The following is a 24,019-nucleotide window of genomic DNA, read 5'->3' on the forward strand; positions in this document are numbered from 1 at the left end:
ATTTAACGTATTCCTGTCGCCATTGCCGACGACAGGAAAGCGCCTTTCCCGCTTACACCGGCTGGCTGCCGAGAACGGCCAGAAGGCGCGGATTGACCTTGCCGCTTTCGCTCATGCCGGTACCGCGCTCGAAGTCGCGGATGGCCTGCATCGTCTTGGGGCCTGGAAGTCCATCGGGCGAGCCAACATCAAAACCGAGGCGGTTCAGCGCCTGCTGAACGCGCAGTACCACGTCCTTGTTGGCAATGGCTTCGCCCGGATCAAACGTGCTCATCCAGGTGCCGATGGGTGCAAAGTTGGCCGCCAGCTCGATGGATTGCGGACTCCAGGCCTTGACCGTGTCGTTGACCCGGCCGACGGCCTCGGCGGTCAGTGACTTGGCGATATCGTCGCGGGCCTGCGCGGCATCCTTGTCGCCGCTGCGGGCGGCCAGCGAGAACCACTTGTAGGACTGCTCGAAATCCTGCTCCACGCCCAAACCGCGCGCATAGAGCATGCCCAGGTTGAACTGGCTGTCGGTCATGCCCCGGTTTGCGGCCTGGGTAAACCACTCGGCGGCGGACTCGAACTGCTGGTCACCCAGTTGCCCGCCGGCATAGAGCGCCGCCAGATTGTGCATGGCCATGCGGTTGCCCGCTTCCGCCGCACGCTGGTACCAGAGACGGGCCTGCTCGACATCCTTCTCGACGCCCGTACCGGCCTCGTAAAGATTGCCCAGCCGATATTGCGCGGGCACGAAACCCTGCGCGGCGGAGCGCTCATACCATTTGGCGGCCTCGCCATAATTCTGCTCGACCGCGCGGCCCTCCGTGTAGATGGCAGCGATCTCGAACTGGGCGCGGGCGTCGCCATCAGCAGCGGCCTGGCGCAGCGGTTCGGGTCCAAGCGCCTCCGGCGGCAGCTCGAAGGTTTCGGGCGCCGTGTTGGCAGCGGCGCCAGGCGGAACCGTGGGGTCACTGCTCTCGGCCGCAGACGATGCATCAATCAGCAGGGAAGGTGGCATTGGCGGGGTGGTCGCAGCGCGCGAGAAGGTCATCGGCGCGCCGGGATTGATCGATCCGACAGCGGTCGTGTCGATCATGTCGATCACCCGCGGCGGCACGGACGACTGATCGTCTGACGCGGGCGGATTGCTCGAGGCCTCGGGAGCCGTGCTGCTCTGGCTGGCCAGGGCGGCGGGTGCCGAATTGGTGCTCATGCGCTGCATGACCAAGTTGAGGGCGAGCATTGAGACAGCGACCAGCGTCGCGGCCAGCAGCAGCGGGCGGCGATGGCGCGTCAGGAAGCTCTCGCTTGCCTCACCACTGTCTGCATCGATTGGCGCCTGCTTGACCTTGGGCGCCTTTGGCTCCTTCGGGGGTTTGGGCGGCTTGGGTTCGCGCCTGGGCTTGGCAACGGGTGCGGTAACAGCCTCAACCGGAGGTGCGGCCGCCGCGGACATTGCGACTGCGGCATCCGTCTCGGCCCCGGCATCCTTTTTCGGCATCACGCGGGCAAGGGCACGGCCGAACAGGGAATTCGTCTCGACCGGGGCGGCGGTCTGCTCCTGCCGGGCGCGCTGGGCGCGGCGCGCGGCTGCGACGAACGTGCTGGTGCTCGACGCTGGCACGACGGGCTCGGCATTGCCCATGAGCGGAGCGGCTGAAGAGGCCGGAGGCGCAAATGGGTCGCGTTCGGTCGAGGCAAAGCTCGACTGCGGACGGGGCGGGCGTTCAACCTGGTTTGGATCAAAGCGCGGCGCAGCCGGTTGCGAAACGGAAGCGGGCACTTCAGCGGCCGGACGCGGCCGGGCAGCGGCCTTGGCGGCAAGAGCCGAACGCACTGGCGCCGTATCCTTGAAGCCGGGATCGACCAGCGGTTTGTCGTCTGCAGGATTGTTCGGCATGGAGTCGCTGCGGTCGCGCGACAGGTTGGCCAGCATGCTGTCGAGGGCATTTTTCTGCTCTTCGGCACGCAACTCGCTATCGAGCGCCTCGTCGGTCTCGAAGGCAGCGACCCGGGCGGGCTGTTGCTTGGCCGGACGCGGTGGTGTGGCTGTGCCCTCGATCCGGCCGCTGAGCACCGCTTCCAGACGTGCCAGGCGTTCAGAGGTGTCCTTGCCGGTGGTGTTAAGCAAGGCGGTCATGCGCTGTTCGAGCGCATCGATCTGGGTGTCACTGCCCTGGCGCTGTGTCAGCGGGGCCGAGCGCGCCACGGCCTCGGAGGTTCTGGTGGCCACGAGATCGGCAAGCGCTTCGTAGTCGGGCGTCTTGCCGGCCGAGCGGATCAAGCCGCTCAATCGGTCCTCAATGCTCTTGAGGCTTTCGGGGCCGAACATGGCGACCGGAGCCGGAACCTTGCGGGCCATGGCTTCGCTGGTGCGCTCGGCGACCAGGGAGGCCAGCGATTCAAAGTCGGGGCGGTCCTCGACCGCGGAGTAGAGCCGCGCGAGCCCGTCCAACTGGGCGCCAGCATCATCCATGCGCGTCATCAGCGACTTCAGTTGGTTCTCGACCATGCTGGTGTCAACAGGTGAGAGCTTGTCGCTCAGCGCCTCGATCTGGCTCTCGAGCCGCAGGAAACGCGGCTCCATGGTCTGCATGATGGCGCCGCGCAGCGCGGCGATGTCGCCCTTGAGGGCGTGCACTTCGCCATCGGAACTGTCGATCCCCTCCAGCCGCTCGGCCAGCGATTCGATGCGGTTCATCAGCGTCGAGGGCGCCGCACCATTGTCTTTCATCGCCTGAGTAAAGGCAGCCATTTCGCTGGTCAGCCGCTCGAAGTCGCCGCTCGACAGCGCCACGTTGCGCTCGATGGCGTCGATGCGATCATAGACGTTGCGGACGCTTTCTTCGATCGAATGCATGGCCGGGGCCAGCTTGTCGGCCGCGTCCGTCCTGGGCTGGCTGGCGCGCAGCGTCTCGCGATCGATCTCGCGTTCCATCTGCTGGGCCTGCAGTTCGGCCAGCTTGGCAACGGTGGCCGAAACGTCGTCGAGACGGGCATTGACCGCGCCGAGATCGACCTTGGGGGCATCTTCGATCATGGCGCCGAGCGCCGCGATCTGGGTCTCGAGGCGCTTGACCTGGCCGGTTTCGCCGACGGCGCCGGCCAAAAGCTCCACTACATGGGTCAACTGTTCGACCTGGCTTGCCACCTCGCGCACATGGCCACCATTGGAGCGTTGTGTCTTGAGTTCCCCCTCGAGGCGCTCGAGCCTTTGGCTCATGCCGCCGATAAGGCCGCCCAGTTCGCGGAAATCGGGCACGATATCGGAAGCACGCCTTCCGTTGGCGGCAAGGGTCATCGGCCCTTGGCGGCTGCGGATTTCGGCGATGGCAGCGGTCAGGTCGTCCTGCGGCTCAGCCAGGGGGCCGGCATCGCGTTCGTTGAACCGGTCCACCGCGCGCTTGACCGACCGAAGCGCATCGCGTCGCCGCGAGCTGGATTCGGGACTGCCGCCGACCTGATCGCGCAGATGTCGTACCCGCTGCGCCAGGCCGCTCATCGCCGGTTCAGGGGCCTCAACCTGGCCATATCGGCTCTCGACCTGGTCGAGCAGCGCGACCAGTTCACCACGCAGCGCATGCCACTCCCCGGCGCTGGGGTCGTGGGCCGTGTCGGCATAGTCCGGATTCGGATAGGCGCGGGCCATGGTAAGTCCCTGTCAGCAAAAGACGGTTCCCCCGCGATTCAACACGAAGGTCTAACGGCTACTCTTGAGAAAACATGGTAAAGAAGCCGTTAAGCATTGCTGCAATATGCAAGAGCCACGGGCTGGATTCGTTAATTTTCCGGTTTAATAGAATATCGCAGGGGAGTTGGGGCCTATATGACGCGCCGCCGTATCATCATTGTCGACGATCATCCGCTGTTTCGGGCCGCGCTGCGGCAGACGCTTGCGGGCGGTGATGCCACGGTCAGTGTCGAGGAAGCTGGCGATCTCAACAGCCTGAGCGCCGCGCTCGATGCCGACCGCGATTGCGACCTGGTGCTGCTCGATCTCAATATGCCGGGCGTGCGCGGCTTTTCGGGCCTGCTGCTGCTGCGTGCGCAATATCCCGATATTCCGGTGATGATCATCTCGGCGGTGGAGGACTCCACCGTGGTGCGCCGCGCCTTCGAGCTGGGCGCTGCCGGCTATCTGCACAAATCCGAAGGCCCCACCGAAATCCGTCGCGCCATCGAGACTGTGCTCTCCGGTGAGGTTTTCGTTCCGGCGGGGACCACGCTGGGTGGCGAGGACGATCACACGGCGCTGATGAAGCGGCTGGCGACGCTGACGCCACAACAGGTGCGCGTCCTGATGATGTTGAGCGATGGCCTCATGAACAAGCAGATCGCCTATGAGCTCACCATTTCCGAGGCGACGGTGAAGGCCCACGTCTCCGCCATCCTGCAAAAGCTCGATGTCGACAGTCGCACCCAGGCGGTGATCGCCGCCGCCCGCATCGAGGAAGGCCAGTTCGAGGCGCTGTTCTCGACCAGCGGCGACAAGAGCTGACGCAAGCCCCGATTGCCGTTGAAAACGCCTTCGGGTCGGGGCAGTGCCTGCCTTGGCTGTGCTAGCGTCTTTTCAGGATTTCAGGAGACGCGGACATGAAGCCGGAAATTTCCATCATCACCATCGGTGTGGACGATCTCGAACGCGCCTTCGGCTTCTACCGCACGCTGTTCGATATCGGTGACGACCAGATCGGGGCGGGGGAGGACCATGTCGCCTTCTTCTTCGACGACAAATTCTCCTTCGTGCTGTTCCCGCGCGAGCAGATCGCCCAGACTGCGGGAAAGCCGGAAGCCATTGCCGGCACGCCGGGTTTCGTCTTGAGCCATCGCGCCGAAAGTGCCGAGGCTGTTGATGCCATCCTGGATCGCGTTCTGCTGGCTGGTGGCGCCGTCCTGACCCCCGGCACGCAGTCCGAATGGGGATATTCTGCCTATTTCGAGGACAGCGAAGGCAATGTCTGGGAGCTGATGGCAACGCCGCCGGTCAACTGATCAGTCCTCATCGTCCAGCAACAGCCAACCCGGCGCTGCCGCCAAGGCACCTGCGCGCGTTCACAACAGCCTAAAAGCCGCCGCCGGTCTTGAAGCCGGAATGCTTGCGCGTACCGCTCGAGCCGGTGCGGGGACGCGAAAAGCCGCCACCACCACTGCTGCTGCCTGAACTGCCACCGCCCCAGCCACCGCCGAAACCGCCCCCCTTGGGCTTGTTCTTGCCACCCGAGGGGCCGCTGCCAAAGCTGCTGTCGGGCCATTGGAAGGTGCTGCCACCGCCCTGCGGCCAAGGGGAATTGTCGCGCTGTTGACGGGTGGGCTTGTAACCGGCACCCCATTCGCTGCCCTGGGCCCAGTTCTGGCTTTTGCGCCAATGGTCCCAGTAGGTGGCCGCGGTGATGCCGCCGCGCAGGAAGTCGTTGAGCAGGTCACCCACCAGCTTGTCCTCGCGGAAGCTCGAACGGGGATCGTCGAACCGCTGCTTCTTGAATTCCCACTGAATGTCTTCGAGCTCACGCCGGCGCGCCGCCAGCGTCTTGAGGCGCTCGCGCTGTTCGCGGCTCTCTTCGTCTTCTTCGCGGATGCGGGCGCGCGCCTCATCGATCTGGGCGACAATAGTGTCGTCCTGGCCGGTGCGGGTGAGGCGTGCCTGGGCCAGAAGCGTCTGGATATCCTCGCGGCCAAGCGCTTCGGCCAAAGTACTGGCCGCATTTTCAAAGGCAGGATCGCGCCCCTCGGCCAGGTCCTGAAGGGTCTTGGCCGCTGTGTCGCGCTTGTCCTCGCATTCGACGATCTGTGCGTCGATTTTTTCGATTTCGGCCTGGGCGGCAGCGAGCGCCGCGCGGATGGGCTTGCCGCCGGCCGCATCGACGGCCGCCAATTGCAGGGCCTCGAGTTCGGCTTCGGCCGCCTGGGCATTCGCCTCTTGCCGCTCGGCGTGCTCGCGCAGCCGCATCGGAATTTCATTGAGCATGGCGAAGTTCGGCCGCGCTTTCTGGAAACCGACCAGACTGGCCACCATGCCATCAAAATAGCGAATCAGATTGTTGGCGCGGTAATTGGAGGTGCCGTAGCCAGCTTCCCACAAATACATGAACAGCGGATCGTCGCGATAAGGCCGCCCCTTCTCCTCGCGGTCGGTCTCGGCCTGTTCGGTCTTGCGCATCGACTGTTCGGCGACGCGATCGAGTTCCTCGGCCTCGCTACGCTTGGCCTGGAAAGCGGCGTCATCGGCCAATGCGGCAACCTGCCGGTCATTGAGAGCCTTCAGTTGACCCTGCAGATCCTCGAAGCGCTCATTGGCCGCCTTGCGCTGTTCGACCAGCGCAGCGCGCGCCACATCGACATCCTTGATCGTCTGCTCGGCGGTCTCCACGTCGCGCGCATGGCTCTTGAGCATGGCGCGCGCCTTGGTTTCGGCCGTCGAAATGCGGCCATCCAGCTCGCCCTGGATCGCAGGATCGAGTCGCAATTGCGCCAGCTGACGAAAGAGCTCGGCTTCGCTTTCCTTGATCTTGCCGATCTTCTCGGCCGTGCGCGCCAGGCGGCGGGAGATTTCGTCCTCCTCGCGCCGGATGTCGCGCATCGCCTCTTCCAGGCTCGCCAGGGCTTCGGGTCCACGGATGCTCATGTCCTCACCACCGCGTCATTGCGCCGCCAAGCACGGGCATGAGATATTCGACTTCCAGGAACCCATCCGATTTCCGGCCCACTTCATTGGCCTGAATGATGCCGTCGTCGCGCTTGTCGGCAGCCACGGCGTTATAGACACTCTCGGGCACGCGCACGCCCCACATGGACACCGTCTCGGTTTCCCCGTTTTCCTCGTTGAGAATTGGTAGCGATAGCGTGTGGCCATCGGCATCTATGGCCTCGACCACGAGATAGTAGTTGGTGGCGTCGGTGTTGATTTCCGGGAAGGTCCAGAAGGCCGACTGCACGTCCGAGCGGTTGACGACGCGCAAGGTATAGTCCTGACGCAACTGGTCACGCAGCCCGGTGAGACGCGCCACGATATCTTCGGCGCCGGTGCGGTTACCCTCGGCGGCATAGGCCTTGCCGCGCGCCATCAATGCATCGGCCTGCACCACGGCCTGCTGCACCTTGGTTTCTTCATAGATGGTCTGGTAGAGCGCATCCATCTGCGCCGGCAGTCCCTGGCTCAGCTCGATGCGGGCCTGTTCGGCCTGCCCGTTCTGATAGGGCTGCCAAACGCCGAAATAGCCGATCCCCAGCACGACGAGTGCCAGGAACCCGGCGATAACCGGCTTGCCCCATGTCTTGCGGCCCACATAGAGCCGCGCCAATGTCGTGCCCAGGCCTGGGGCTGGAGGCTCGTAGACGAAACGGCTCTCCGCCAGTGCCGACACACCTTCCTTCAGAATGTGGTCAGGCACATCGATGCCCTGCTGCTGATAGATTGCGCGCAGGCGCTCGATCAGTTGCGCCTCTCGGGAGGCGCCGCTGAGTTCGCGGGTTACCAGGTCCTGCCGGTGACGGAGCGTGTCGACCACGTCCATCGCCAGCATGACTTCATCCAGGGGGGCAGCCGTCTTGGCTGTGGCCTCACTCATGCGATGCCGTAACCTGTCCTAACCTTGGCCTCAGTTCCGTGTTTCCAGAAGCAGTGCATTGCCTTCGGCGGCCAGAGTGGCCAGCCGGCGCTTGCCATCTTCCACGGCGTCTCGGATTTCAGCGGAGTTCTTGGTGGAGGCGACGCGCATCTCGTTGATGATGGTGCGGCTCTTCTCCTGGAAGTTGACCACCGAGTCGACGAGCTTCTTGACCGCATCGGCGCGAACCGTCGGACCATAACCGGCCTTGATGGCTTCTTCCTGCACCTTGTCGCCGATTTCGCTGAGCGTCTCGAGCGACTTGGACATGCCTTCCTTCATCGCGTTCAGCGTTTCAGTCGATTCATGCAGACCGAACATGCCGGTGAACGAGGCGGAAAGAGCAGTCAGCACCGTTTCGTTGGTCGAGAAGAACGAGATCGACTGCTGATAGACACGCTCCTTGGCGTTGGTCGTCTGCATCAGACGTGCCATCACCACTTCCGACGTATTGTAGGAAATGGTCAGATTGTCCGAGAGGTCCTTGGCGATCTGGTAGCGCTTTTCCTCGTTCTGCATTTCACGCAGACGCTCGTCGCGCGCCATTTCGAGACGGGCTTTGTCGGCCGGCACGTCGCCGGCATAGGCCGCCAGTTCATCGGCGGATTTCTGCAGGACGTTCTTCTTCTCGCCCAACCGCTGCTCGGCGGTGTGAAGCACTTCGAGTGCCATCACTTCGGCCTGCTTGAGCGCACCGCGGAAGTCGCGATAGGCCTCGAGAATGATCTGCTCGCGGTCGATCTGGTCCTTGGTGTCCTTGGTGACGTCGAGATAGGTGTCACGGATCTTGTTGAAACGCGTGGCGATATCGCCGCGGCTCACCTTCATCCAGACGTTCTGGACGCGCTCGACCAGGTCGATCTTGTTGTTCTGCAACTGGTCGACCATCATCTTGGCGTCGTCGCGAATGCTGTCGAAGCCCTTGGTGATGTCTTCGTAGCGCTCGCCGATCTTCATGGCGGCGACCTGCTCGCGGACCACCTCGTTGAAAGCGCTCGCCTGGCTGAGCGTGCGGCCAATCAGGATGACGCGGGTTTCGTCCAGCTCGGTGATCTGGCTGAGGAGACCGGTGATGGGCTGTTCGCCCTGCTGTTCGGGCCAGATGCCCAGGTCGCGGATGGCGTTGACGGCCTTGTCGAGATACTGCAGCGGCTTTTCGGCAATGGCCGGCATGGCCGTTGCGGTGGCAGGTGTCGCGGTATTCACTTGGTCGGTCATCTTGGCTCCCCGATCATAGGCCTTATGGGCGCAGGACGCCCTCGCGCCCTAGATTGCGTGCGCGGGCCCCGCTGACAATTGCAACATGCAGACCCGGCCACTATTTACTTCATATTGGTGCGAAAAAGCCTCACGTAAAGAGCGGACGGATCGGAATGAAATTGTCGCTACGCCACTGGAATGCGGTTGCGAATTCTCTGTGCCCACACCACGGAAACAATCGCTGATGGAGTTCGGTGGACGCTACATCATCGCCGCCTCGCGACAGCAAGTCTGGCTCGCCCTCAACGACCCCAATGTGCTCAAGGCCACCATCCCCGGATGCAGCATGATCGCCTGGTCGGGCGAGCGCACACTTGATCTCGAAATCAAGGTCAATCTCGGCGTCATGCATCCCACCTTCAAGGGGGAATTGGAGCTCTCCAACATCGATGCAGCGCGCAGCTATACGCTCGCCGGGCGCGGCAAGGGTGGACTGCTGGGGCTTGCCGAAGGATCGGCCGATATCAGCCTCGCCGATGAGGGTGAGAACACGCTGCTCGAGTTCGTTGCCAATGGCGGTGGCTCCGGTCAGCTGATGAAGCTGGGCAGGGCCGTTATCGGCAATTCGGCGCAGAAGATCATCGATGGCTTTTTCGAGCGGTTCGGTGATGCCATCGGCGCTGTGGTGACCCCGCTGGACCCTGGTGTCGAGCCTGTGGGCTGAGGCTGAATTTAGCCTTTGTTTACCATGGCTTGCATGGTCTCGGCATGGCCACAATCTGGCCGCGGGCCATGCGGTAGAGACAGGGCGTGTTCCGTCCAATTTGTTTCAAATGCCATCATGACCACCCGTACTCGCGACAGCCTCGCCCTTTATGTCATCGCCGCCCTGGCTGTGATGGTTACGCTCTATGCCGATGCTGATCTCGGCGAATTGTTCTTTGCGCTTCTGGCGCGCTGGTAAATCCTTCATTGCGCAAGACTTGGGCAAAGGCATGCCTTAGTTGCATGCGGGGCGTTCGAATTTTGACCATTCGGAAAAATTTCCTGCTTTCCCTCTTGCGGGCGCGATCATTGCACGATTTTATCCTCTGTTAGCGCAGCGAGCTTGTCGGCCGGAACGTGGTCCAGGCGCTCGGTGCGAGACAGGGAGACTGACAACAATGAAAATCTCGACCTTCACCAAGGCCATTGCCGGCGGCGTTGCTCTCAGCGCGGTGTTGACCGGTGCGGCTCTGGCCGATCCGGCGGTCATCTATGACCTGGGCGGCAAGTTCGACAAGTCGTTCAACGAGGCGGCCTTTAATGGTGCCGAGGCCTGGAAGGCCGCGACCGGCGGCAATTTCATGGATCTCGAGCTGCAGAACGATGCCCAGCGCGAGCAGGCCCTGCGCCGCTTCGCCGGTCAGGGTGCGAACCCGATCGTGATGGCCGGTTTCATGTGGACCGCCGCCCTCGATAACGTTGCCAAGGAATTCCCCGATACCAATTTCGTCGTGATCGACACCGTCGTCGACCAGCCGAACGTGCAGTCGATCCTGTTCGACGAGCATACCGGCTCCTATCTGGTCGGCGTTCTCGCTGCTGAAAAGTCCGCGACCGGCACCGTCGGCTTCGTTGGTGGCATGGACGTGCCGCTGATCCACAAGTTCTATTGCGGCTACGCTCAGGGCGCCAAGGCCGTCAATCCCGACATCAAGCTGATCGAAAGCTATACCGGCACCACGCCTGCCGCCTGGAATGACCCGGTCACCGCCGGTGAACTCGCAAAGGCCGCCATGGATCAGGGGGCTGACGTGGTCTTTGCCGCTGCCGGTGGTTCGGGCCTCGGCGTGCTGCAGGCGATGGCCGATGCCGGCAAGTACTCGATCGGCGTCGATAGCAACCAGAACTACCTGCATCCGGGTTCGGTGCTGACCTCGATGCTCAAGCGCGTCGACGTCGCCGTTCAGAACGCCATGACCGAAGCTGCCGACGACGCCACCTTCAAGCCGGGTCTCACCGTGCTGGGTCTGGCCCAGGACGGCGTTGGCTATGCGCTTGACGACAACAACAAGGACCTGATCACCGCCGAAATGCAGGCCTCTGCAGACGACTACAAGGCCAAGATCATCGCCGGCGAGATCTCGGTCCACGACTATACCACCGACTCGAACTGCCCGCTCTAAAGCACTCAGCCCATGAGCGGCAGCGATAACAGCAATCTGCAGCGGCCGGAAACGGCCGCTGTATCCGCACCGGCAAACGGCTGGGCCATCGAGCTTGAGAAGATCAACAAGCGCTTTGGTGCCGTACATGCCAACAAGGACATCGATCTCAAGGTCGCGCGTGGCACCATCCACGGCATCGTGGGGGAAAACGGCGCCGGCAAGTCGACGCTGATGTCCATTCTCTATGGATTTTATACCGCCGACAGCGGCACTATCCGCGTCAATGGGCGCGAGGCCAATATCACCGACAGCCGCCAGGCTTTGGCGCTGGGTATCGGCATGGTGCACCAGCACTTCATGCTGGTCGACAATTTTTCCGTCCTCGAAAACGTCGTGCTCGGCGCCGAGGATTCCGGCTTCATCAAGCCCAGTCTCGATCGCGCTCGCCGGGAACTCGACCGGCTCGAGCACGAATATCAGTTGGAAGTGGACCCGGACGCCACCATCGAGGATATCTCTGTGGGCCAGCAGCAGCGCGTCGAAATCCTAAAGGCGCTATATCGCGGCGCCGAAACCCTGATTCTGGACGAACCCACCGGCGTCTTGACGCCCAAGGAAGCGGACGACCTGTTTCGCGTGCTCGAGACGTTGCGCGAACAAGGCAAGACCGTCATCCTCATCACGCACAAGCTACGCGAGATCATGGCCATTACCGACAGCGTGTCGGTGATGCGTCAGGGCGAAATGGTGGCGACGGTCAAGACCGCTGAAACCAATCCCGAACAGCTCGCCGAATTGATGGTGGGCCGCCGGGTGCTGTTGCGCGTCGAAAAGGGCGAGGCCAAGCCGGGCAAGACCATGCTCGAGGTCAAGAACCTCACCGTCGCCGACGACATGGGCGTGGTGCGCGTCAAGGATGTGAGCTTCTCAGTCCGTGCCGGCGAAATCGTCGGCATCGCCGGCGTGTCCGGCAACGGCCAGTCCGAACTGCTCGAGGCCATTACCGGCATGCGCGACCAGAAGTCGGGCGTGGTGCTGCTCAACGGCGCTGAAATGCAGTTGAAAGGTGATGACGGCGCCGCGCGGGCTCGTGCTGCAGGCCTGGCGCATGTGCCCGAGGATCGCCAGCGCATGGGGCTCGTCACCCAATTCGCCGAATGGGAAAACTCCATTCTCGGCTATCAGGACCAGCCCGAATATGGTGCCGGCATGTTCCTCGATATTGCCGCGGTGAAGCAGGAAGCGGCCGAGCGGATCAAGACCTTCGACGTGCGTCCCGCCAATATCAATCTCAAATCCTCGCTGTTCTCCGGCGGCAACCAGCAGAAGATCGTCTTGGCCCGCGAAATGGAGCGCAATCCCGACGTGCTCGTCGTCGGCCAGCCGACACGCGGCGTCGATATCGGCGCTATCGAGTTCATCCATAATCAGATCATCAAGATGCGCGATGCGGGCAAGGCCATTCTTCTCGTTTCCGTCGAGCTGGACGAAGTCCGCTCGCTCTCGGACCGCATCCTCGTCATGTTCGACGGCGTCATCGTCGGCGAGGCCGATCCGGCCACCGCCACAGAAGGCGAGCTCGGACTGATGATGGCCGGTATCGGCAACAAGGAGGCGGCAGAATGAGCGCGCTGAAACCGCTGCCGCGCTGGGCCGATGTGGTCCTGCTGCCGCTGCTCAATCTGGCGTTGGCCTTCCTGGTGTCCGGCCTTGTCGTGCTGATGATCGGCCAGAATCCGCTGGTGGCCATGGAAGCCATTGTCGTCGGTGCCTTCGGCAGCGGCTTCAACATCGGTTATACGCTTTATTACGCCACCAATTTCGTTTTTACCGGTCTGGCGGTGGCGCTTGCAGCCCATGCCGGGCTGTTCAATATCGGTGGCAATGGCCAAGCCTATATCGCCGGCCTCGGGGTCGCCACGGTTGCCCTGGCACTCGATCAGACCCATTGGCTGATCGTCGCGCCGCTGGCCTTCCTCGCCGCAGCCTTCATGGGCGGCCTCTGGGCCTTCATCCCCGGCTGGTTGCAGGCCAAGCGCGGCAGCCATGTGGTCATCACCACCATCATGTTCAATTTCATCGCCTCGGCGGTGATGGTCTACATGCTCAATCGCGTGTTCAAGCCGGCCAATGTGATGGGCCCGGAATCGCGCACTTTTGCCGAAGGCGGACGCCTGCCCAAGCTGGGCGAGTTCATTCCTGCTTTCCAGCATACCCCGGTCAATCTTTCGATCGTGGTGGCGCTGGTGGCGCTGGTGGCGGTCTATATCCTCATCTGGCACACCAAGTTCGGCTATGCGCTGCGCACGCTGGGGTACAATCCCACGGCCTCGCGCTATGCCGGCATGTCCAATAGCCGCATCATCATGATCGTCATGACCCTTTCCGGCGCGCTGGCCGGCATGGTGGCGTTCAACGAAGTGATGGGGGTGCAGAACCGTTTGGTGCTCGACTTCGTCGCCGATGCCGGTTTCGTTGGTATCGCCGTGGCCCTGATGGGCCGCAATCACCCCATTGGCATTGCACTGGCGGCCCTGCTGTTCGGCGCGCTCTATCAGGGCGGTAACGAGCTGCAATATGTGGTGCCGGGGCTGACTCGCGAAATGGTGGTGGTCATCCAGGCTCTGGTGATCCTGTTTACAGGCGCCATGGAGGGGTTGTTCCGCCCCGGCCTGCAACGCACCCTGATGCTGTTTTCGCCCGAGCAAAAGGCTGAAGCCGTTGCCCGCGAAACCGTGAAGTCGGAGAGCTGAGCCATGGACATGCAGATGCTCCTCTCTTTGCTCGATGCCACCATTCGTCTGTCGACGCCGCTGCTGCTGGCATGTCTCGCCGGCATGTATTCGGAACGCTCCGGCGTGTTCGATATCGGCCTGGAGGGCAAGATGCTGGCGGCGGCTTTCGCTGCGGGCGCCATTGCCGCTGTCACCGGTTCGGCCTGGCTCGGCCTGCTCGCTGCGCTCGCGGTTTCGATCATGACGGCCCTGCTGCAGGGCGCTGCCGCCATCTCACTCAAGGGCAACCAACTGATCGCCGGCGTCGCCATCAATATGCTGGCGGCGGGGCTCACCACCTTCCTCGGCCAGCAATGGTTCCGCCAGGGCGGCCGTACGCCGCAATTGTCCGGTGATGGCCGTTTCGGCACCATCAACCTGCCTTTCGCGCAGGAAGCCGCGGGCGTGCCCATTATCGGCCCCATCTATTCCGAGCTGATCTCCGGGCACTATATCCTGGTCTATGTGGCCTTCCTCGCCGTGCCGATCACCGCCTATGTCCTCTATCGCACGCGGTTCGGGCTGCGCCTGCGCGCCGTGGGTGAAAACCCCAAGGCCGTCGACACAGCCGGCATTTCGGTGGTGAAGCTGCGCTATCAGGCTGTGCTGATCACCGGCCTGCTCTGCGGCTTTGCTGGGGCCTATTTCTCCATCGCCCAGGGTTCTGGCTTCGGCAACAACATGACCGCCGGCAAGGGTTTCATCGCCCTGGCAGCGCTGATTTTTGCTAAGTGGAAGCCGGTTCCGGCCATGTTCACCTGCCTGCTGTTCGGCTTTCTCGATGCGCTGCAGATCCGTCTCCAGGGTGCATCTTTTGGTGGCATAGAAATTCCGGTGCAGGCCATCCAGGCGCTGCCCTATGTGCTGACCGTGGTGCTGCTCGCCGGCTTCATCGGCAAGGCCGTCGGGCCCAAGGCCGGCGGCGTGCCCTATACCAAGGAGCGGTGACGGCAACGTCGCCGCCAGAGCAATGAGCAATATAGAATTGGACAAGGCCCTGTTTGAGGCCGCCGAAACCGTTCGTGCCAACGCCTATGCGCCCTATTCGAACTTTCAGGTGGGCGCCGCCATTCTTGCCGATGACGGCAAGATCTATGCCGGCTGCAATGTCGAGAACGCTGCCTATCCCGTCGGCAACTGCGCCGAGCCCAGCGCAATCGCCGCCATGCTGGCCGGTGGTGGCAAGCGCATCAAGCGTGTCTACGTCACTGGACCCGGCAGCACGCCGGTGACCCCCTGTGGCGGCTGTCGGCAGCGCATCCGCGAATTTGCCGACCTTGACGTCGAAATCATCTCGCACGGCGTAGACGGCACGCCACTGGTGCAGACACTCGGGCAGTTGCTGCCCCATTCTTTCGGACCGGAGTTTTTGGGGAAATGACCAAGGCAGCCAAGACTATTCAGAAGATCGCCGGCAAGGACCCCATCTCAGCCGCAATCGTGCTCGGCTCGGGACTTTCGGCCGTCGGCGACCTGCTCGAAGACAAGGTCACCATACCCTATTCCGAGCTCAAGGGTTTTCCTGGCGGTGGCGTGTCCGGCCACGGCCGTGATCTCCTGATCGGGCAGATGGGGGGCAAGCGCATCGCCATCCTCACCGGCCGCGAGCACTATTACGAACACGGCAACGCCGCCGCAATGCGCCCGGCGCTCGAGGCCATGGCCGAATTGGGGGCCGAAACCCTGCTGCTGACCAATTCGGCGGGCTCGCTTGACGAGCGCTACCGGCCCGGCGACCTGATGCTGATCTCCGACCACATCAACTACGCCGGCATGAACCCGCTGATCGGTGAACCCACCGACCGCCGTTTTGTGAACATGGTCGATTGCTACAACCCCGACCTGCGCGACAAGGCCAAGGCCATTGGCGAACGTCTCGGTTTTGCGGTCGGGGAGGGGATTTACCTGTGGTATTCCGGCCCGAGCTTCGAGACCATCGCCGAAATCCAGATGGCCATTCGCCTTGGCGCCAATGCCGTGGGCATGTCCACGGCACCCGAAGTCATCCTCGGGCGTTTTCTGGGCATGAAGGTCTGGGCCTGTTCCTCGATCACCAATATGGGTGCGGGCCTGTCGAACGAAAAAATCAGCCATGAACACACTAAAACCATGGCGGTACAGGGGGCGGAAAAGCTCAAGCGGCTCATTCCCGCCCTGGTGGAGGAGCTATGAGTCTCAAGGTCGTCGATACCAAATCTTCCGAACCGGTCCATAAGCGCAATCCCGGTTATCCGCTCGATCTCGACTGGGTCGAACGTATCCGCATGAACCGCTCGGCGCTGGAACGCCGCGCCGGCTCCATCGGTGCGCGCCGCACGGTCAAGAAGGACTATCAGTTGGCCTGGCTGCTCAAGGCGATCACCATGATCGACCTGACGACGCTCAATGCCGACGACACGCCGGCCCGCGTCGAACGTCTTTGCGCCAAGGCACGCAATCCATTACGCGCCGAAATCCGGGAGAAGCTGGGCATTGGCGATCTGCGTGTCCTGCCAGGCGCGGTCTGCGTCTACCACACCTTCGTCAAGACGGCGGTGGATGCGCTTGAGGGCACCGGCATTCCAGTTGCCGCCGTGTCGACCGCCTTCCCCCATGGCCTGGCTCCGGTCGAAACCAAGATCGCCGAGATCGAGGCCTCGGTGAAAGACGGTGCCAAGGAAATCGATATCGTCATCGAGCGCGGCATGGTGCTGCGCGGCGACTGGCAGGCGCTTTACGACCAGGTCAAATCCTTCCGCAAGGCGTGCGGCGAGGCGCACATCAAGACCATTTTGGGTACTGGCGAACTCGCCACCCAGACCAACATCGCCAAGGCGAGCCTGGTCTGCATGCTGGCCGGCGCCGATTTCATCAAGACCTCGACCGGCAAGGAAAAGGTCAACGCCAATCTCGTCACCTCGCTGACTATGATCCGCATGATCCGCTGGTTCGCCGAAGAGACCGGCATCGAGATCGGGTACAAGCCAGCCGGCGGTATCGCGACGGCGGGCGACGCGCTCAAATATATGGCGCTGATGAAGGAAGAACTGGGCAACCAGTGGCTGCAGCCGCATCTTTTCCGCTTCGGCGCATCGAGCCTGCTCACCGATATCGAGCGGCAGCTTGAGCATGGCCTGACCGGCCATTACGCGGCAGATTATCGCCAGCCGATGGTGTGATGAACTGAGTTCGAAGGGAATTGCACTTCCCTTTAAGTCGTCATTGCCGGGCTCGACCCGGCAATCCAGACCCTGCCTCCGCTAGTTGGATTGCCCGGTCGAGCCGGGCAATGACGGCGGGAGAAGGGTCGGAGAAGGACCGAGGAGCCTTCAAACATGAACAAGATCGCGCAAATCTTCGACAGCCTCGATTATGGCCCGGCGCCCGAGGCGCCAGATCAGGCCATTGCCTGGCTGGACAGCAAGGCTCGCAAGTTCGGCCATTTCATCGATGGCCAGTGGACCAGGCCCGGCAAGACTTTTGCCGCCGACAATCCGGCCACCGGCGCCTCGCTTGCTGAAATTACCGATGGCACCGCCGAGGATGTGGACGCAGCGGTCAAGGCGGCTCGCGCCGCGTTCAAGGGCTGGAGTGCGCTGTCCGGTTATGAGCGCGGCAAATATCTCTATGCCATCGCCCGCATGATCCAGAAGCATGCCCGGCTCTTTGCCGTGCTCGAGACCATGGACAATGGCAAGCCGATCCGGGAAAGCCGGGACGCTGATATCCCGCTCGCCGCCCGCCATTTCTACCATCACGCCGGCTGGGCTACCCATCTCGCCTCCGAATTCCCCGGCATGGTGCCCTATGGCGTCTGCGGGCAGATCATTCCGTGGAATTTCCCGCTCTTGATGCTGGCGTGGAAAATTGCCCCTGCCTTGGCTGCCGGCAATACCGTGGTGCTCAAGCCCGCCGAATTTACCTCGCTCACCGCCTTGCTGTTCGCTGAGATCTGCGAACGGGTCGGCCTGCCCAAGGGCGTGGTCAACATCGTCACCGGCGAGGGTGATACCGGCGCGGCCATCGTCAATCATCCCGGCATCGACAAGATCGCCTTCACCGGCTCGACCGAAGTCGGCAAGATTATTCGCGATGCCACTGCAGGCTCCGGAAAAGGCCTGTCGCTCGAGCTGGGCGGCAAGTCGCCCTATATCGTCTTCGAGGACGCCGACCTCGACAGCGCCGTCGAAGGCCTGGTGGAAGCCATCTGGTTCAACCAGGGGCAGGTGTGTTGCGCCGGATCGCGCCTTCTGGTGCAGGAGAGCATCGAGGAGCGCTTCATCGCCAAGGTCAAGAAGCGCATGGCCAATCTGCGCGTCGGCGATCCGCTCGACAAATCCGTCGATATCGGCGCGCTGGTCGCTCCGGTCCAGGTCGAGCGCATCAGGGACCTGATGAAGCGCGGCGTCGCCGAGGGCGCGGTTGTTTATGAGCCCGATGGGGCGTTGCCGGTCAAGGGTTGCTTCCTCAAGCCGGCGCTCGTCACCAATGTCTCCCCCGCCAATACGCTGGTGGAAGAGGAAATCTTCGGGCCGGTGCTGGTCGCCATGAGCTTTCGCACGCCCGAAGAGGCGGTGGCCCTCGCCAACAATACCCGCTATGGCCTCGCCGCCACCATCTGGAGCGAGAATATCAATCTGGCGCTCGATATCGCGCCCAAGATCAAGGCTGGCGTGGTCTGGATCAACGGCACCAATAATTTCGACGCCGCTGTCGGCTTCGGGGGCTACAAGGAAAGCGGCTTTGGTCGCGAGGGCGGCCGCGAAGGCATGGCGTCCTACCTCAAGCCCGTCTGGGAAAAAGACCTCAAACCGACCCCTGCAGCCAAGCCTGCGTCGGCGAGAGCGGCCAACCCGTTGGACGCTGGTCATCTCGACCAGACGGCCAAGATGTATATCGGCGGCAAGCAGGCCCGCCCCGACAGTGCCTACAATCGCCCGGTCCTGGGGCCCAGCGGCGCGCTGATTGGCGAAGTCGGCGAAGGCAATCGCAAGGATATTCGCAATGCCGTCGAGGCCGCCCGCGCGGCCTTGGCTTGGGGCACCACCGCGGCGCATTCTCGCGCGCAGATCCTCTATTTTCTCGCGGAGAACCTCGACTATCGCCGCGACGAGTTCGCGGCCCGCATCAAGTCACAGACCGGCGAGGATGGTGGCAAAGAAGTCGATCTCGCCGTCGAGCGCCTGTTCGGCTTTGCCGGCTGGGCCGACAAATATGATGGCGCCATCCATAACCCACCCCAGCGTATGGTGGCCGCTGCCATGGTCGAGCCGCTCGGCGTGCTCGGCATCGTCGCACCGGTCGCAAAGCCGCTGCTCGGCTCTGTGGCGCTGATTGCTCCAGCCATCGCCATGGGCAATACCGTGGTGCTTGTCCCCTCTGAGCGCAGCCCGCTCTCCATGACCGATTTCTATCAGGTGCTGGAAACCTCTGACATGCCCTCGGGCGTCGTCAATATCGTCACCGGCGACAGCCTGACACTTGCCAAGACTATGGCCGAGCATGATGGCGTTGACGGCATGTGGTTCATGGGCTCGGCCGAAGCCTCAGCAATGGTCGAGAAGGCATCCACCGGCAATCTCAAGCAGACCTGGACCACTCGCGGCCTTGCCTACGATCTCGCCGATCCGCGCTTTGCCGGCGACTATCTCCTGGGCAGGGCGACACAGGTCAAGAACGTCTGGATTCCCTACGGGGCTTAGGCCCCTTCAACCGGCGCCGCCCCACCTTCTCCCCGAGAGGGGGAAGAAAAGGCTCCACCCTGACCACGCATTCGAGCCATTCCTCTCCCCTCGGGGAGAGGGTGCCCGAAGAGCGGGTGAGGGGGCCGCAACCAGCGAGATCTCATGGTCTTCCTCCCCCAAGAAGTCATCATCAAGAAGCGCGACGGCAAGGCTCTCGCTGATGCCGATATTGCCCAGTTCATCGCCGGCTTCGCCGCGGGCACCGTGTCCCCCGCCCAGGCCGCCGCCTTTGCCATGGCGGTCTATTTCAACGACATGAGCATGGATGAGCGCGTGGCACTGACCAAGGCGATGCGCGATAGCGGTACAGTGCTCGACTGGTCCGATCTCGACGGGCCGGTGGCTGACAAGCATTCGACGGGCGGCGTCGGCGACAATGTCAGCCTGATGCTGGCGCCAATCCTGGCCGCCATGGGCATTTACGTGCCGATGATCTCCGGTCGCGGTCTCGGGCATACCGGGGGCACGCTCGACAAGTTCGACGCTATTCCCGGTTACCAGACCAGCCCGGACAATGATCTGTTCCGCCAGGTGGTCCGCAGTGCCGGCTGCGCCATTATCGGCCAGACCGCCGACCTCGCACCCGCCGACAAGACGCTCTACGCCATCCGCGACGTGACGGGCACGGTCGAATCCATCTCGCTCATTACTGCTTCTATCCTGTCCAAGAAGCTGGCCGCCGGTCTCGATGCGCTCATCCTCGATGTGAAAACCGGCTCAGGCGCCTTCATGCCGACGCTGGAAAAGTCCCAAAACCTCGCCGAGAGCCTGGTAACGGTGGCCAATGGCGCCGGCCTCAACACTGGCGCCCTCATCACCGACATGAACGAACCGCTTGCCAGTGCCGCCGGCAATGGGCTTGAAGTGCGCAATGCAGTGGATTTCCTCACTGGCGCGCATCAGGATTTTCGCGTGCGCGAAGTCGTCCTGGCGCTTTGCGCCGAACTGGCGGTCATGACCGGCAAGGCACTCACGCAGGATGCCGGCAAACTGCTGGCCGTCTCGGCACTGGACAGTGGCCGGGCGACGCAGCGTTTCTCCATCATGGTTCATGCCCTGGGCGGACCGGCCGATTTCGTCGAGCGCATGAACGATTATCTCGCCCCGGCACCCATTGTCCGCGATGTCTTCGCCAAGGGGCAGGGCAGGATTTCCGCCATCGACACGCGTGGCGTGGGCATGGCTGTGGTGGCGCTGGGCGGCGGCCGCGCCACGCCGACCGACAGCATCGATCATCGCGTCGGTTTCGACCGGCTGGCCGGCCTGGGCGCCATGGTCGACCCGAGGACGCCAATAGCGCGCATCCACGCCGCTGACGAAAGCAGCGCCGCCGACGCTGAAAAACGGCTTCAGGCTGCTTATGTCTTGGGTGGCGATCTGCCAGCCCATCCGCTGATCGCCGGGCGGGTAGAGCCCAAGCGCTGAACCCGAATTGGTGCCGCTCCCGCGCTGTGCGGAGACGGCTTCGCCGAATATCAGAGGACGCGCTAAGCTGTCCCCCGCTCAAGGAGTGAAATCATGCCTCGCGCCATAGTCTGCCTGCTCGATAGCGTTGGTATCGGCGGCGCGCCCGATGCCGAGAGCTATGGCGATGTGGGCTCCAACACTGTCGGCCATATCGCCGAATGGGCCGCAGCAGGCAAGGCTGACCGCGCCGGCTTGCGCGCCGGTGCCCTGCATGTGCCCAATCTGGATGCCCTGGGCCTGGGCGCCGCCATAAAGCTCTCCACCGGCCTATTGCCACCAGGCCTCTCGGACGCGCCGAAAGGCGGCCGCTTCGGCGTCGGGCGCGAGGTCAGCAAGGGAAAGGACACGCCATCAGGCCACTGGGAAATCGCTGGAGTGCCGGTGCCGTTCGAATGGGGCTATTTTCCCCAGACCGTGCCATCCTTCCCGGCCGAACTGGTCGAGGAATTCATCCGCCGCGCCGATCTCCCCGGCATTCTCGGTGACAAGCACGCTTCAGGCACCGACATCATCGCTGAGCTGGGCCAGGAGCATATCCGCACCGGCAAGCCCATCTGCTACACCTCGGTGGATTCCGTGTTCCAGATCGCCGCGCACGAGACCCATTTTGGGCTCGACCGGCTGTATGAGATCTGCAAGGTCGCCTTCGAGCTGACTGCGCCGCTGAATATCGGTCGCGTCATCGCCCGGCCCTTTGTCGGCGAGACGCCTGAGACCTTCAAGCGCACGGGAAATCGCCGCGACTTCGCCATTGCCCCGCCGGAGCCGACCCTGCTCGATCGCAATGCGGCAGCGGGCAATTCCGTCTTCGCCATCGGCAAGATTTCCGACATCTATGCTGGCTCCGGCGTCACCCACAAGATCAAGGGCACGGGCATTCCGCAGCTGTTCGACAAGACTCTCGAGGCCATGGAAATGGCCGGCGACCGCGCCTTCATCATGACCAATTTCGTCGATTTCGACAGCGAATACGGCCATCGCCGCGATGTGCCCGGCTACGCGGCGGCGCTGGAGCTCTTCGATTCTCGCCTGCCCGAACTCATCGCCAAAATGCGCCACGACGATCTTTTGGTGCTGACGGCCGACCATGGCAACGATCCGACCTGGCCGGGCACCGATCACACACGCGAACAAGTGCCGATCCTGGTCTTTTCCCCAGCCCTCGCGCAGGGAGAGATTGGCATTCGCTCAACCTTCGCAGATATTGGCGAAAGCATTGCCGCCTGGCTGGGCCTGGCCCCCGGCCGCCACGGCAAGTCCTTCCTTTGAAAACTCCTGTGCCGAGGTGATCGAGATGAGCGAAATTGCGGGTAATGTCACGGTTCTCGATCATCCGCTGATCCAGCACAAGCTGACCATCATGCGCAACAAGGAGACCTCGATTGCGGGGTTCCGGCGTCTGTTGCGCGAGATTGCGCACCTGATGTGTTATGAGGTGACGCGCGACCTCAAGCTGGAGCTGATCGACATCGAAACTCCGATGGCGCCGATGAAGTCGCCGGCGATCAAGGGCAAGAAACTGGTCTTCGCCTCGATCCTGCGCGCCGGTAACGGCCTGCTTGATGGCATGCTCGATCTCGTTCCCGCCGCCCGTGTCGCCCATATCGGCATGTATCGCGACCACGAAACACTGGAGCCGGTGGAATATTACTTCAAGGCGCCGTCGAGCCTCGAGGATCGCCTGATCATCGTCGTCGACCCCATGCTGGCTACAGCCAATTCTGCCACTGTCGCGGTGGAAAAGCTCAAGCAGGTCGGGGCCACCGATATACGCTTCCTCTGCCTTCTGGCCGCTCCGGAAGGGGTGAAACACTTCACCGAAGTGCACCCTGATGTGCCTGTCTTCACTGCGGCCATCGATAGCCATCTCAACGAAAGCGGCTACATCATTCCTGGTCTCGGCGATGCCGGCGACCGCATGTACGGCACCAAGTAGCCGTCCAGGTGCAGGGAAAGCCCATGGCCAAGCTCGTCCACAGCATGATCCGTGTCCTCGACGAGGCGCGTTCGGTTCGCTTCTACGAAAGGGCCTTCGGCCTCACGGTCAAAGATCGCCTGGATTTCGAGACCTTCACCTTGATCTACATGGCCGGCGAAGAGGTTGGGTTCGAACTGGAGCTGACCATCAACAAGGGCCGCGCCGCCCCCTATGAGCTGGGCGACGGCTATGGCCATCTGGCCGTAGTGGTCGACGATATCGAGGCGGAACATGCCCGCTTCACCGCCGAAGGCCTGACCGCCGGCAAGCTGGTGGATTTCAAGAATGGCGAGGTGTCGGTGGCCAGATTTTTCTTCGCCACCGATCCAGATGGCTACAAGATCGAAGTGATCCAGAAGGGTGGCCGGTTCCGGTAAGTGCTGGTTGAAGCGCCCTCGGGTCAAACCCGAGTGTGACGATGTGTGGCAAAGGCCACAGGGCGCCCGAGCGGTCTTACTTCGCCTTGAGCGGCAGGCCCAGCGCGATGAGGTCGGCGCGAAGATGCACCGGGTCCTTGAAGTGGATGCCATGCATGCCGAACTTGCGGGCTGCCACGATATTGGGTTCGCTGTCGTCGATGAAGACGCAGCTCTCCGGCGCCATGCCATAACGCTCGCAGAAGACGCGATAGATGCGCGGATCGGGTTTCACTAGGCCTTCAAGGCCGGAGACGATGACGCCATCGAACTTTTCCAGGAACGGCCATTCGCCCAGCCGCGTCATCCACTTCTCCCAGGAGAAATTGGTGATGGCGAAGGTGGGGATGTCCTGCTCGATCAGTTCGTTGTGGATGTCGATCGTGCCCTGGATGAACGGGCCGAATGTCTCGGTCCAGCGCTCATCGAACGCCTTGATTTCGCGCCAGTATTTGGGAAAGCGGGTAACGAGCTTGGCAACGCCTTCGGCATAGATCTCGCCGGCGTCGAATTCAAGGTTCCAGTCGCCGGTGCAGATGTTCTGGTGGAACCAGAGCGCCTCTTCCTCGGTCTCGAATAGCTTGCGGAACAGATAGAGCGGGTTCCAATCGACGAAGACGCCGCCAAGGTCGAAGACTGGGATGATGGTATCGTGCATGGTCTCTATCACGCCGGAGGAAGGATGATCGGCTTGTGCCATGCCAAGTCCCATGGAGCAAGCA

At 62.6% G+C, this 24,019-nt stretch carries 21 protein-coding genes; 16 read left to right on the plus strand and 5 right to left on the minus strand.

The features are described from left to right. Positions 1-52: 52 nt before the first annotated feature. A complete protein-coding gene (locus tag DEVEQU_RS03360) occupies positions 53-3,634 on the minus strand; it encodes a peptidoglycan-binding protein (RefSeq protein ID WP_126149153.1) in 3,582 nt (1,193 codons plus the stop codon). 177 nt (positions 3,635-3,811) lie between these two features. On the opposite strand from DEVEQU_RS03360, the gene DEVEQU_RS03365 reads away from it, so the two are divergent. Further along, on the plus strand, positions 3,812-4,483 hold the full coding sequence (locus DEVEQU_RS03365; protein ID WP_126149154.1) for a response regulator: 672 nt from the start codon (positions 3,812-3,814) through the stop codon (positions 4,481-4,483). Between the two features lie 95 nt (positions 4,484-4,578). Continuing rightward, positions 4,579-4,977: a VOC family protein gene (locus tag DEVEQU_RS03370; protein ID WP_126149155.1), complete on the plus strand. Its 399-nt coding sequence runs from the start codon at positions 4,579-4,581 to the stop codon at positions 4,975-4,977. Positions 4,978-5,047: 70 nt separating this feature from the next. Here DEVEQU_RS03370 and DEVEQU_RS03375 read toward each other — a convergent pair whose 3' ends face one another. Genes DEVEQU_RS03375 through DEVEQU_RS03385 form a run of 3 tightly spaced genes read right to left on the minus strand, consistent with a single transcriptional unit; the run spans position 5,048 to position 8,807 of the window. Beyond that, complete coding sequence (locus DEVEQU_RS03375; protein WP_126149156.1) at positions 5,048-6,607, minus strand: hypothetical protein; 1,560 nt, start codon at positions 6,605-6,607, stop codon at positions 5,048-5,050. 4 nt (positions 6,608-6,611) lie between these two features. Next, entirely contained in the window at positions 6,612-7,550 is a 939-nt protein-coding gene (locus tag DEVEQU_RS03380; RefSeq protein ID WP_126149157.1) for a DUF6384 family protein, read from the minus strand. Between the two features lie 30 nt (positions 7,551-7,580). After that, positions 7,581-8,807: a cell surface protein gene (locus tag DEVEQU_RS03385; protein WP_223214085.1), complete on the minus strand. Its 1,227-nt coding sequence runs from the start codon at positions 8,805-8,807 to the stop codon at positions 7,581-7,583. 226 nt (positions 8,808-9,033) lie between these two features. Here DEVEQU_RS03385 and DEVEQU_RS03390 point away from each other — a divergent pair, with 226 nt between their 5' ends. From DEVEQU_RS03390 to DEVEQU_RS03450, 14 genes are all read left to right on the plus strand, one after another. Then, a complete protein-coding gene (locus DEVEQU_RS03390; RefSeq protein WP_164550219.1) occupies positions 9,034-9,513 on the plus strand; it encodes a CoxG family protein in 480 nt (159 codons plus the stop codon). Between the two features lie 117 nt (positions 9,514-9,630). After that, positions 9,631-9,753, plus strand: coding sequence for a hypothetical protein (locus DEVEQU_RS20210; RefSeq protein WP_268907371.1), 123 nt, complete (start codon positions 9,631-9,633; stop codon positions 9,751-9,753). Between the two features lie 199 nt (positions 9,754-9,952). Next, complete coding sequence (locus DEVEQU_RS03395) at positions 9,953-10,957, plus strand: BMP family lipoprotein (RefSeq protein WP_206437779.1); 1,005 nt, start codon at positions 9,953-9,955, stop codon at positions 10,955-10,957. 12 nt (positions 10,958-10,969) lie between these two features. Next, positions 10,970-12,565: an ABC transporter ATP-binding protein gene (locus DEVEQU_RS03400; protein WP_126149159.1), complete on the plus strand. Its 1,596-nt coding sequence runs from the start codon at positions 10,970-10,972 to the stop codon at positions 12,563-12,565. Continuing rightward, positions 12,562-13,692 (plus strand): ABC transporter permease, encoded by a 1,131-nt coding sequence (locus tag DEVEQU_RS03405; protein WP_126149160.1) that lies wholly within the window; start codon positions 12,562-12,564, stop codon positions 13,690-13,692. Before DEVEQU_RS03400 ends, DEVEQU_RS03405 begins: the two co-directional genes overlap by 4 nt. 9 nt (positions 13,693-13,701) lie before the next feature. Further along, positions 13,702-14,661 (plus strand): ABC transporter permease, encoded by a 960-nt coding sequence (locus tag DEVEQU_RS03410; RefSeq protein WP_386849544.1) that lies wholly within the window; start codon positions 13,702-13,704, stop codon positions 14,659-14,661. A gap of 22 nt (positions 14,662-14,683) precedes the next feature. Next, on the plus strand, positions 14,684-15,094 hold the full coding sequence (locus DEVEQU_RS03415) for a cytidine deaminase (protein ID WP_126149162.1): 411 nt from the start codon (positions 14,684-14,686) through the stop codon (positions 15,092-15,094). Beyond that, entirely contained in the window at positions 15,091-15,885 is a 795-nt protein-coding gene (locus DEVEQU_RS03420; RefSeq protein ID WP_126149163.1) for a purine-nucleoside phosphorylase, read from the plus strand. Before DEVEQU_RS03415 ends, DEVEQU_RS03420 begins: the two co-directional genes overlap by 4 nt. After that, positions 15,882-16,871, plus strand: coding sequence for a deoxyribose-phosphate aldolase (gene deoC, locus DEVEQU_RS03425; RefSeq protein ID WP_126149164.1), 990 nt, complete (start codon positions 15,882-15,884; stop codon positions 16,869-16,871). Before DEVEQU_RS03420 ends, deoC begins: the two co-directional genes overlap by 4 nt. A 156-nt stretch (positions 16,872-17,027) precedes the next feature. Further along, a complete protein-coding gene (locus DEVEQU_RS03430) occupies positions 17,028-19,394 on the plus strand; it encodes an aldehyde dehydrogenase family protein (RefSeq protein ID WP_126149165.1) in 2,367 nt (788 codons plus the stop codon). A gap of 144 nt (positions 19,395-19,538) precedes the next feature. Continuing rightward, the gene (deoA, locus tag DEVEQU_RS03435) at positions 19,539-20,861 is read left to right on the plus strand and encodes a thymidine phosphorylase (protein WP_126149166.1); all 1,323 of its coding nucleotides are present in this window, start codon (positions 19,539-19,541) and stop codon (positions 20,859-20,861) included. A gap of 93 nt (positions 20,862-20,954) precedes the next feature. Beyond that, the gene (locus DEVEQU_RS03440; RefSeq protein ID WP_126149167.1) at positions 20,955-22,172 is read left to right on the plus strand and encodes a phosphopentomutase; all 1,218 of its coding nucleotides are present in this window, start codon (positions 20,955-20,957) and stop codon (positions 22,170-22,172) included. Positions 22,173-22,197: 25 nt separating this feature from the next. Beyond that, the gene (gene upp, locus DEVEQU_RS03445) at positions 22,198-22,839 is read left to right on the plus strand and encodes a uracil phosphoribosyltransferase (protein WP_126149168.1); all 642 of its coding nucleotides are present in this window, start codon (positions 22,198-22,200) and stop codon (positions 22,837-22,839) included. 23 nt (positions 22,840-22,862) lie between these two features. Continuing rightward, positions 22,863-23,258, plus strand: coding sequence for a VOC family protein (locus DEVEQU_RS03450; protein WP_126149169.1), 396 nt, complete (start codon positions 22,863-22,865; stop codon positions 23,256-23,258). 76 nt (positions 23,259-23,334) lie between these two features. Here DEVEQU_RS03450 and DEVEQU_RS03455 read toward each other — a convergent pair whose 3' ends face one another. Beyond that, a complete protein-coding gene (locus tag DEVEQU_RS03455) occupies positions 23,335-23,997 on the minus strand; it encodes an HAD family hydrolase (protein WP_164550220.1) in 663 nt (220 codons plus the stop codon). Between the last annotated feature and the right edge of the window lie 22 nt (positions 23,998-24,019).

This window comes from Devosia equisanguinis, assembly GCF_900631955.1.
Taxonomy (GTDB): domain Bacteria; phylum Pseudomonadota; class Alphaproteobacteria; order Rhizobiales; family Devosiaceae; genus Devosia; species Devosia equisanguinis.

Coding starts and splice junctions, on each gene's coding strand:
- DEVEQU_RS03360 (WP_126149153.1), bottom strand. CDS start 3,634: ATGGCCCGCGCCTATCCGAATCCGGACTATGCCGACACGGCCCACGAC.
- DEVEQU_RS03365 (WP_126149154.1), top strand. CDS start 3,812: ATGACGCGCCGCCGTATCATCATTGTCGACGATCATCCGCTGTTTCGG.
- DEVEQU_RS03370 (WP_126149155.1), top strand. CDS start 4,579: ATGAAGCCGGAAATTTCCATCATCACCATCGGTGTGGACGATCTCGAA.
- DEVEQU_RS03375 (WP_126149156.1), bottom strand. CDS start 6,607: ATGAGCATCCGTGGACCCGAAGCCCTGGCGAGCCTGGAAGAGGCGATG.
- DEVEQU_RS03380 (WP_126149157.1), bottom strand. CDS start 7,550: ATGAGTGAGGCCACAGCCAAGACGGCTGCCCCCCTGGATGAAGTCATG.
- DEVEQU_RS03385 (WP_223214085.1), bottom strand. CDS start 8,807: ATGACCGACCAAGTGAATACCGCGACACCTGCCACCGCAACGGCCATG.
- DEVEQU_RS03390 (WP_164550219.1), top strand. CDS start 9,034: ATGGAGTTCGGTGGACGCTACATCATCGCCGCCTCGCGACAGCAAGTC.
- DEVEQU_RS20210 (WP_268907371.1), top strand. CDS start 9,631: ATGACCACCCGTACTCGCGACAGCCTCGCCCTTTATGTCATCGCCGCC.
- DEVEQU_RS03395 (WP_206437779.1), top strand. CDS start 9,953: ATGAAAATCTCGACCTTCACCAAGGCCATTGCCGGCGGCGTTGCTCTC.
- DEVEQU_RS03400 (WP_126149159.1), top strand. CDS start 10,970: ATGAGCGGCAGCGATAACAGCAATCTGCAGCGGCCGGAAACGGCCGCT.
- DEVEQU_RS03405 (WP_126149160.1), top strand. CDS start 12,562: ATGAGCGCGCTGAAACCGCTGCCGCGCTGGGCCGATGTGGTCCTGCTG.
- DEVEQU_RS03410 (WP_386849544.1), top strand. CDS start 13,702: ATGCAGATGCTCCTCTCTTTGCTCGATGCCACCATTCGTCTGTCGACG.
- DEVEQU_RS03415 (WP_126149162.1), top strand. CDS start 14,684: ATGAGCAATATAGAATTGGACAAGGCCCTGTTTGAGGCCGCCGAAACC.
- DEVEQU_RS03420 (WP_126149163.1), top strand. CDS start 15,091: ATGACCAAGGCAGCCAAGACTATTCAGAAGATCGCCGGCAAGGACCCC.
- deoC (WP_126149164.1), top strand. CDS start 15,882: ATGAGTCTCAAGGTCGTCGATACCAAATCTTCCGAACCGGTCCATAAG.
- DEVEQU_RS03430 (WP_126149165.1), top strand. CDS start 17,028: ATGAACAAGATCGCGCAAATCTTCGACAGCCTCGATTATGGCCCGGCG.
- deoA (WP_126149166.1), top strand. CDS start 19,539: ATGGTCTTCCTCCCCCAAGAAGTCATCATCAAGAAGCGCGACGGCAAG.
- DEVEQU_RS03440 (WP_126149167.1), top strand. CDS start 20,955: ATGCCTCGCGCCATAGTCTGCCTGCTCGATAGCGTTGGTATCGGCGGC.
- upp (WP_126149168.1), top strand. CDS start 22,198: ATGAGCGAAATTGCGGGTAATGTCACGGTTCTCGATCATCCGCTGATC.
- DEVEQU_RS03450 (WP_126149169.1), top strand. CDS start 22,863: ATGGCCAAGCTCGTCCACAGCATGATCCGTGTCCTCGACGAGGCGCGT.
- DEVEQU_RS03455 (WP_164550220.1), bottom strand. CDS start 23,997: ATGGCACAAGCCGATCATCCTTCCTCCGGCGTGATAGAGACCATGCAC.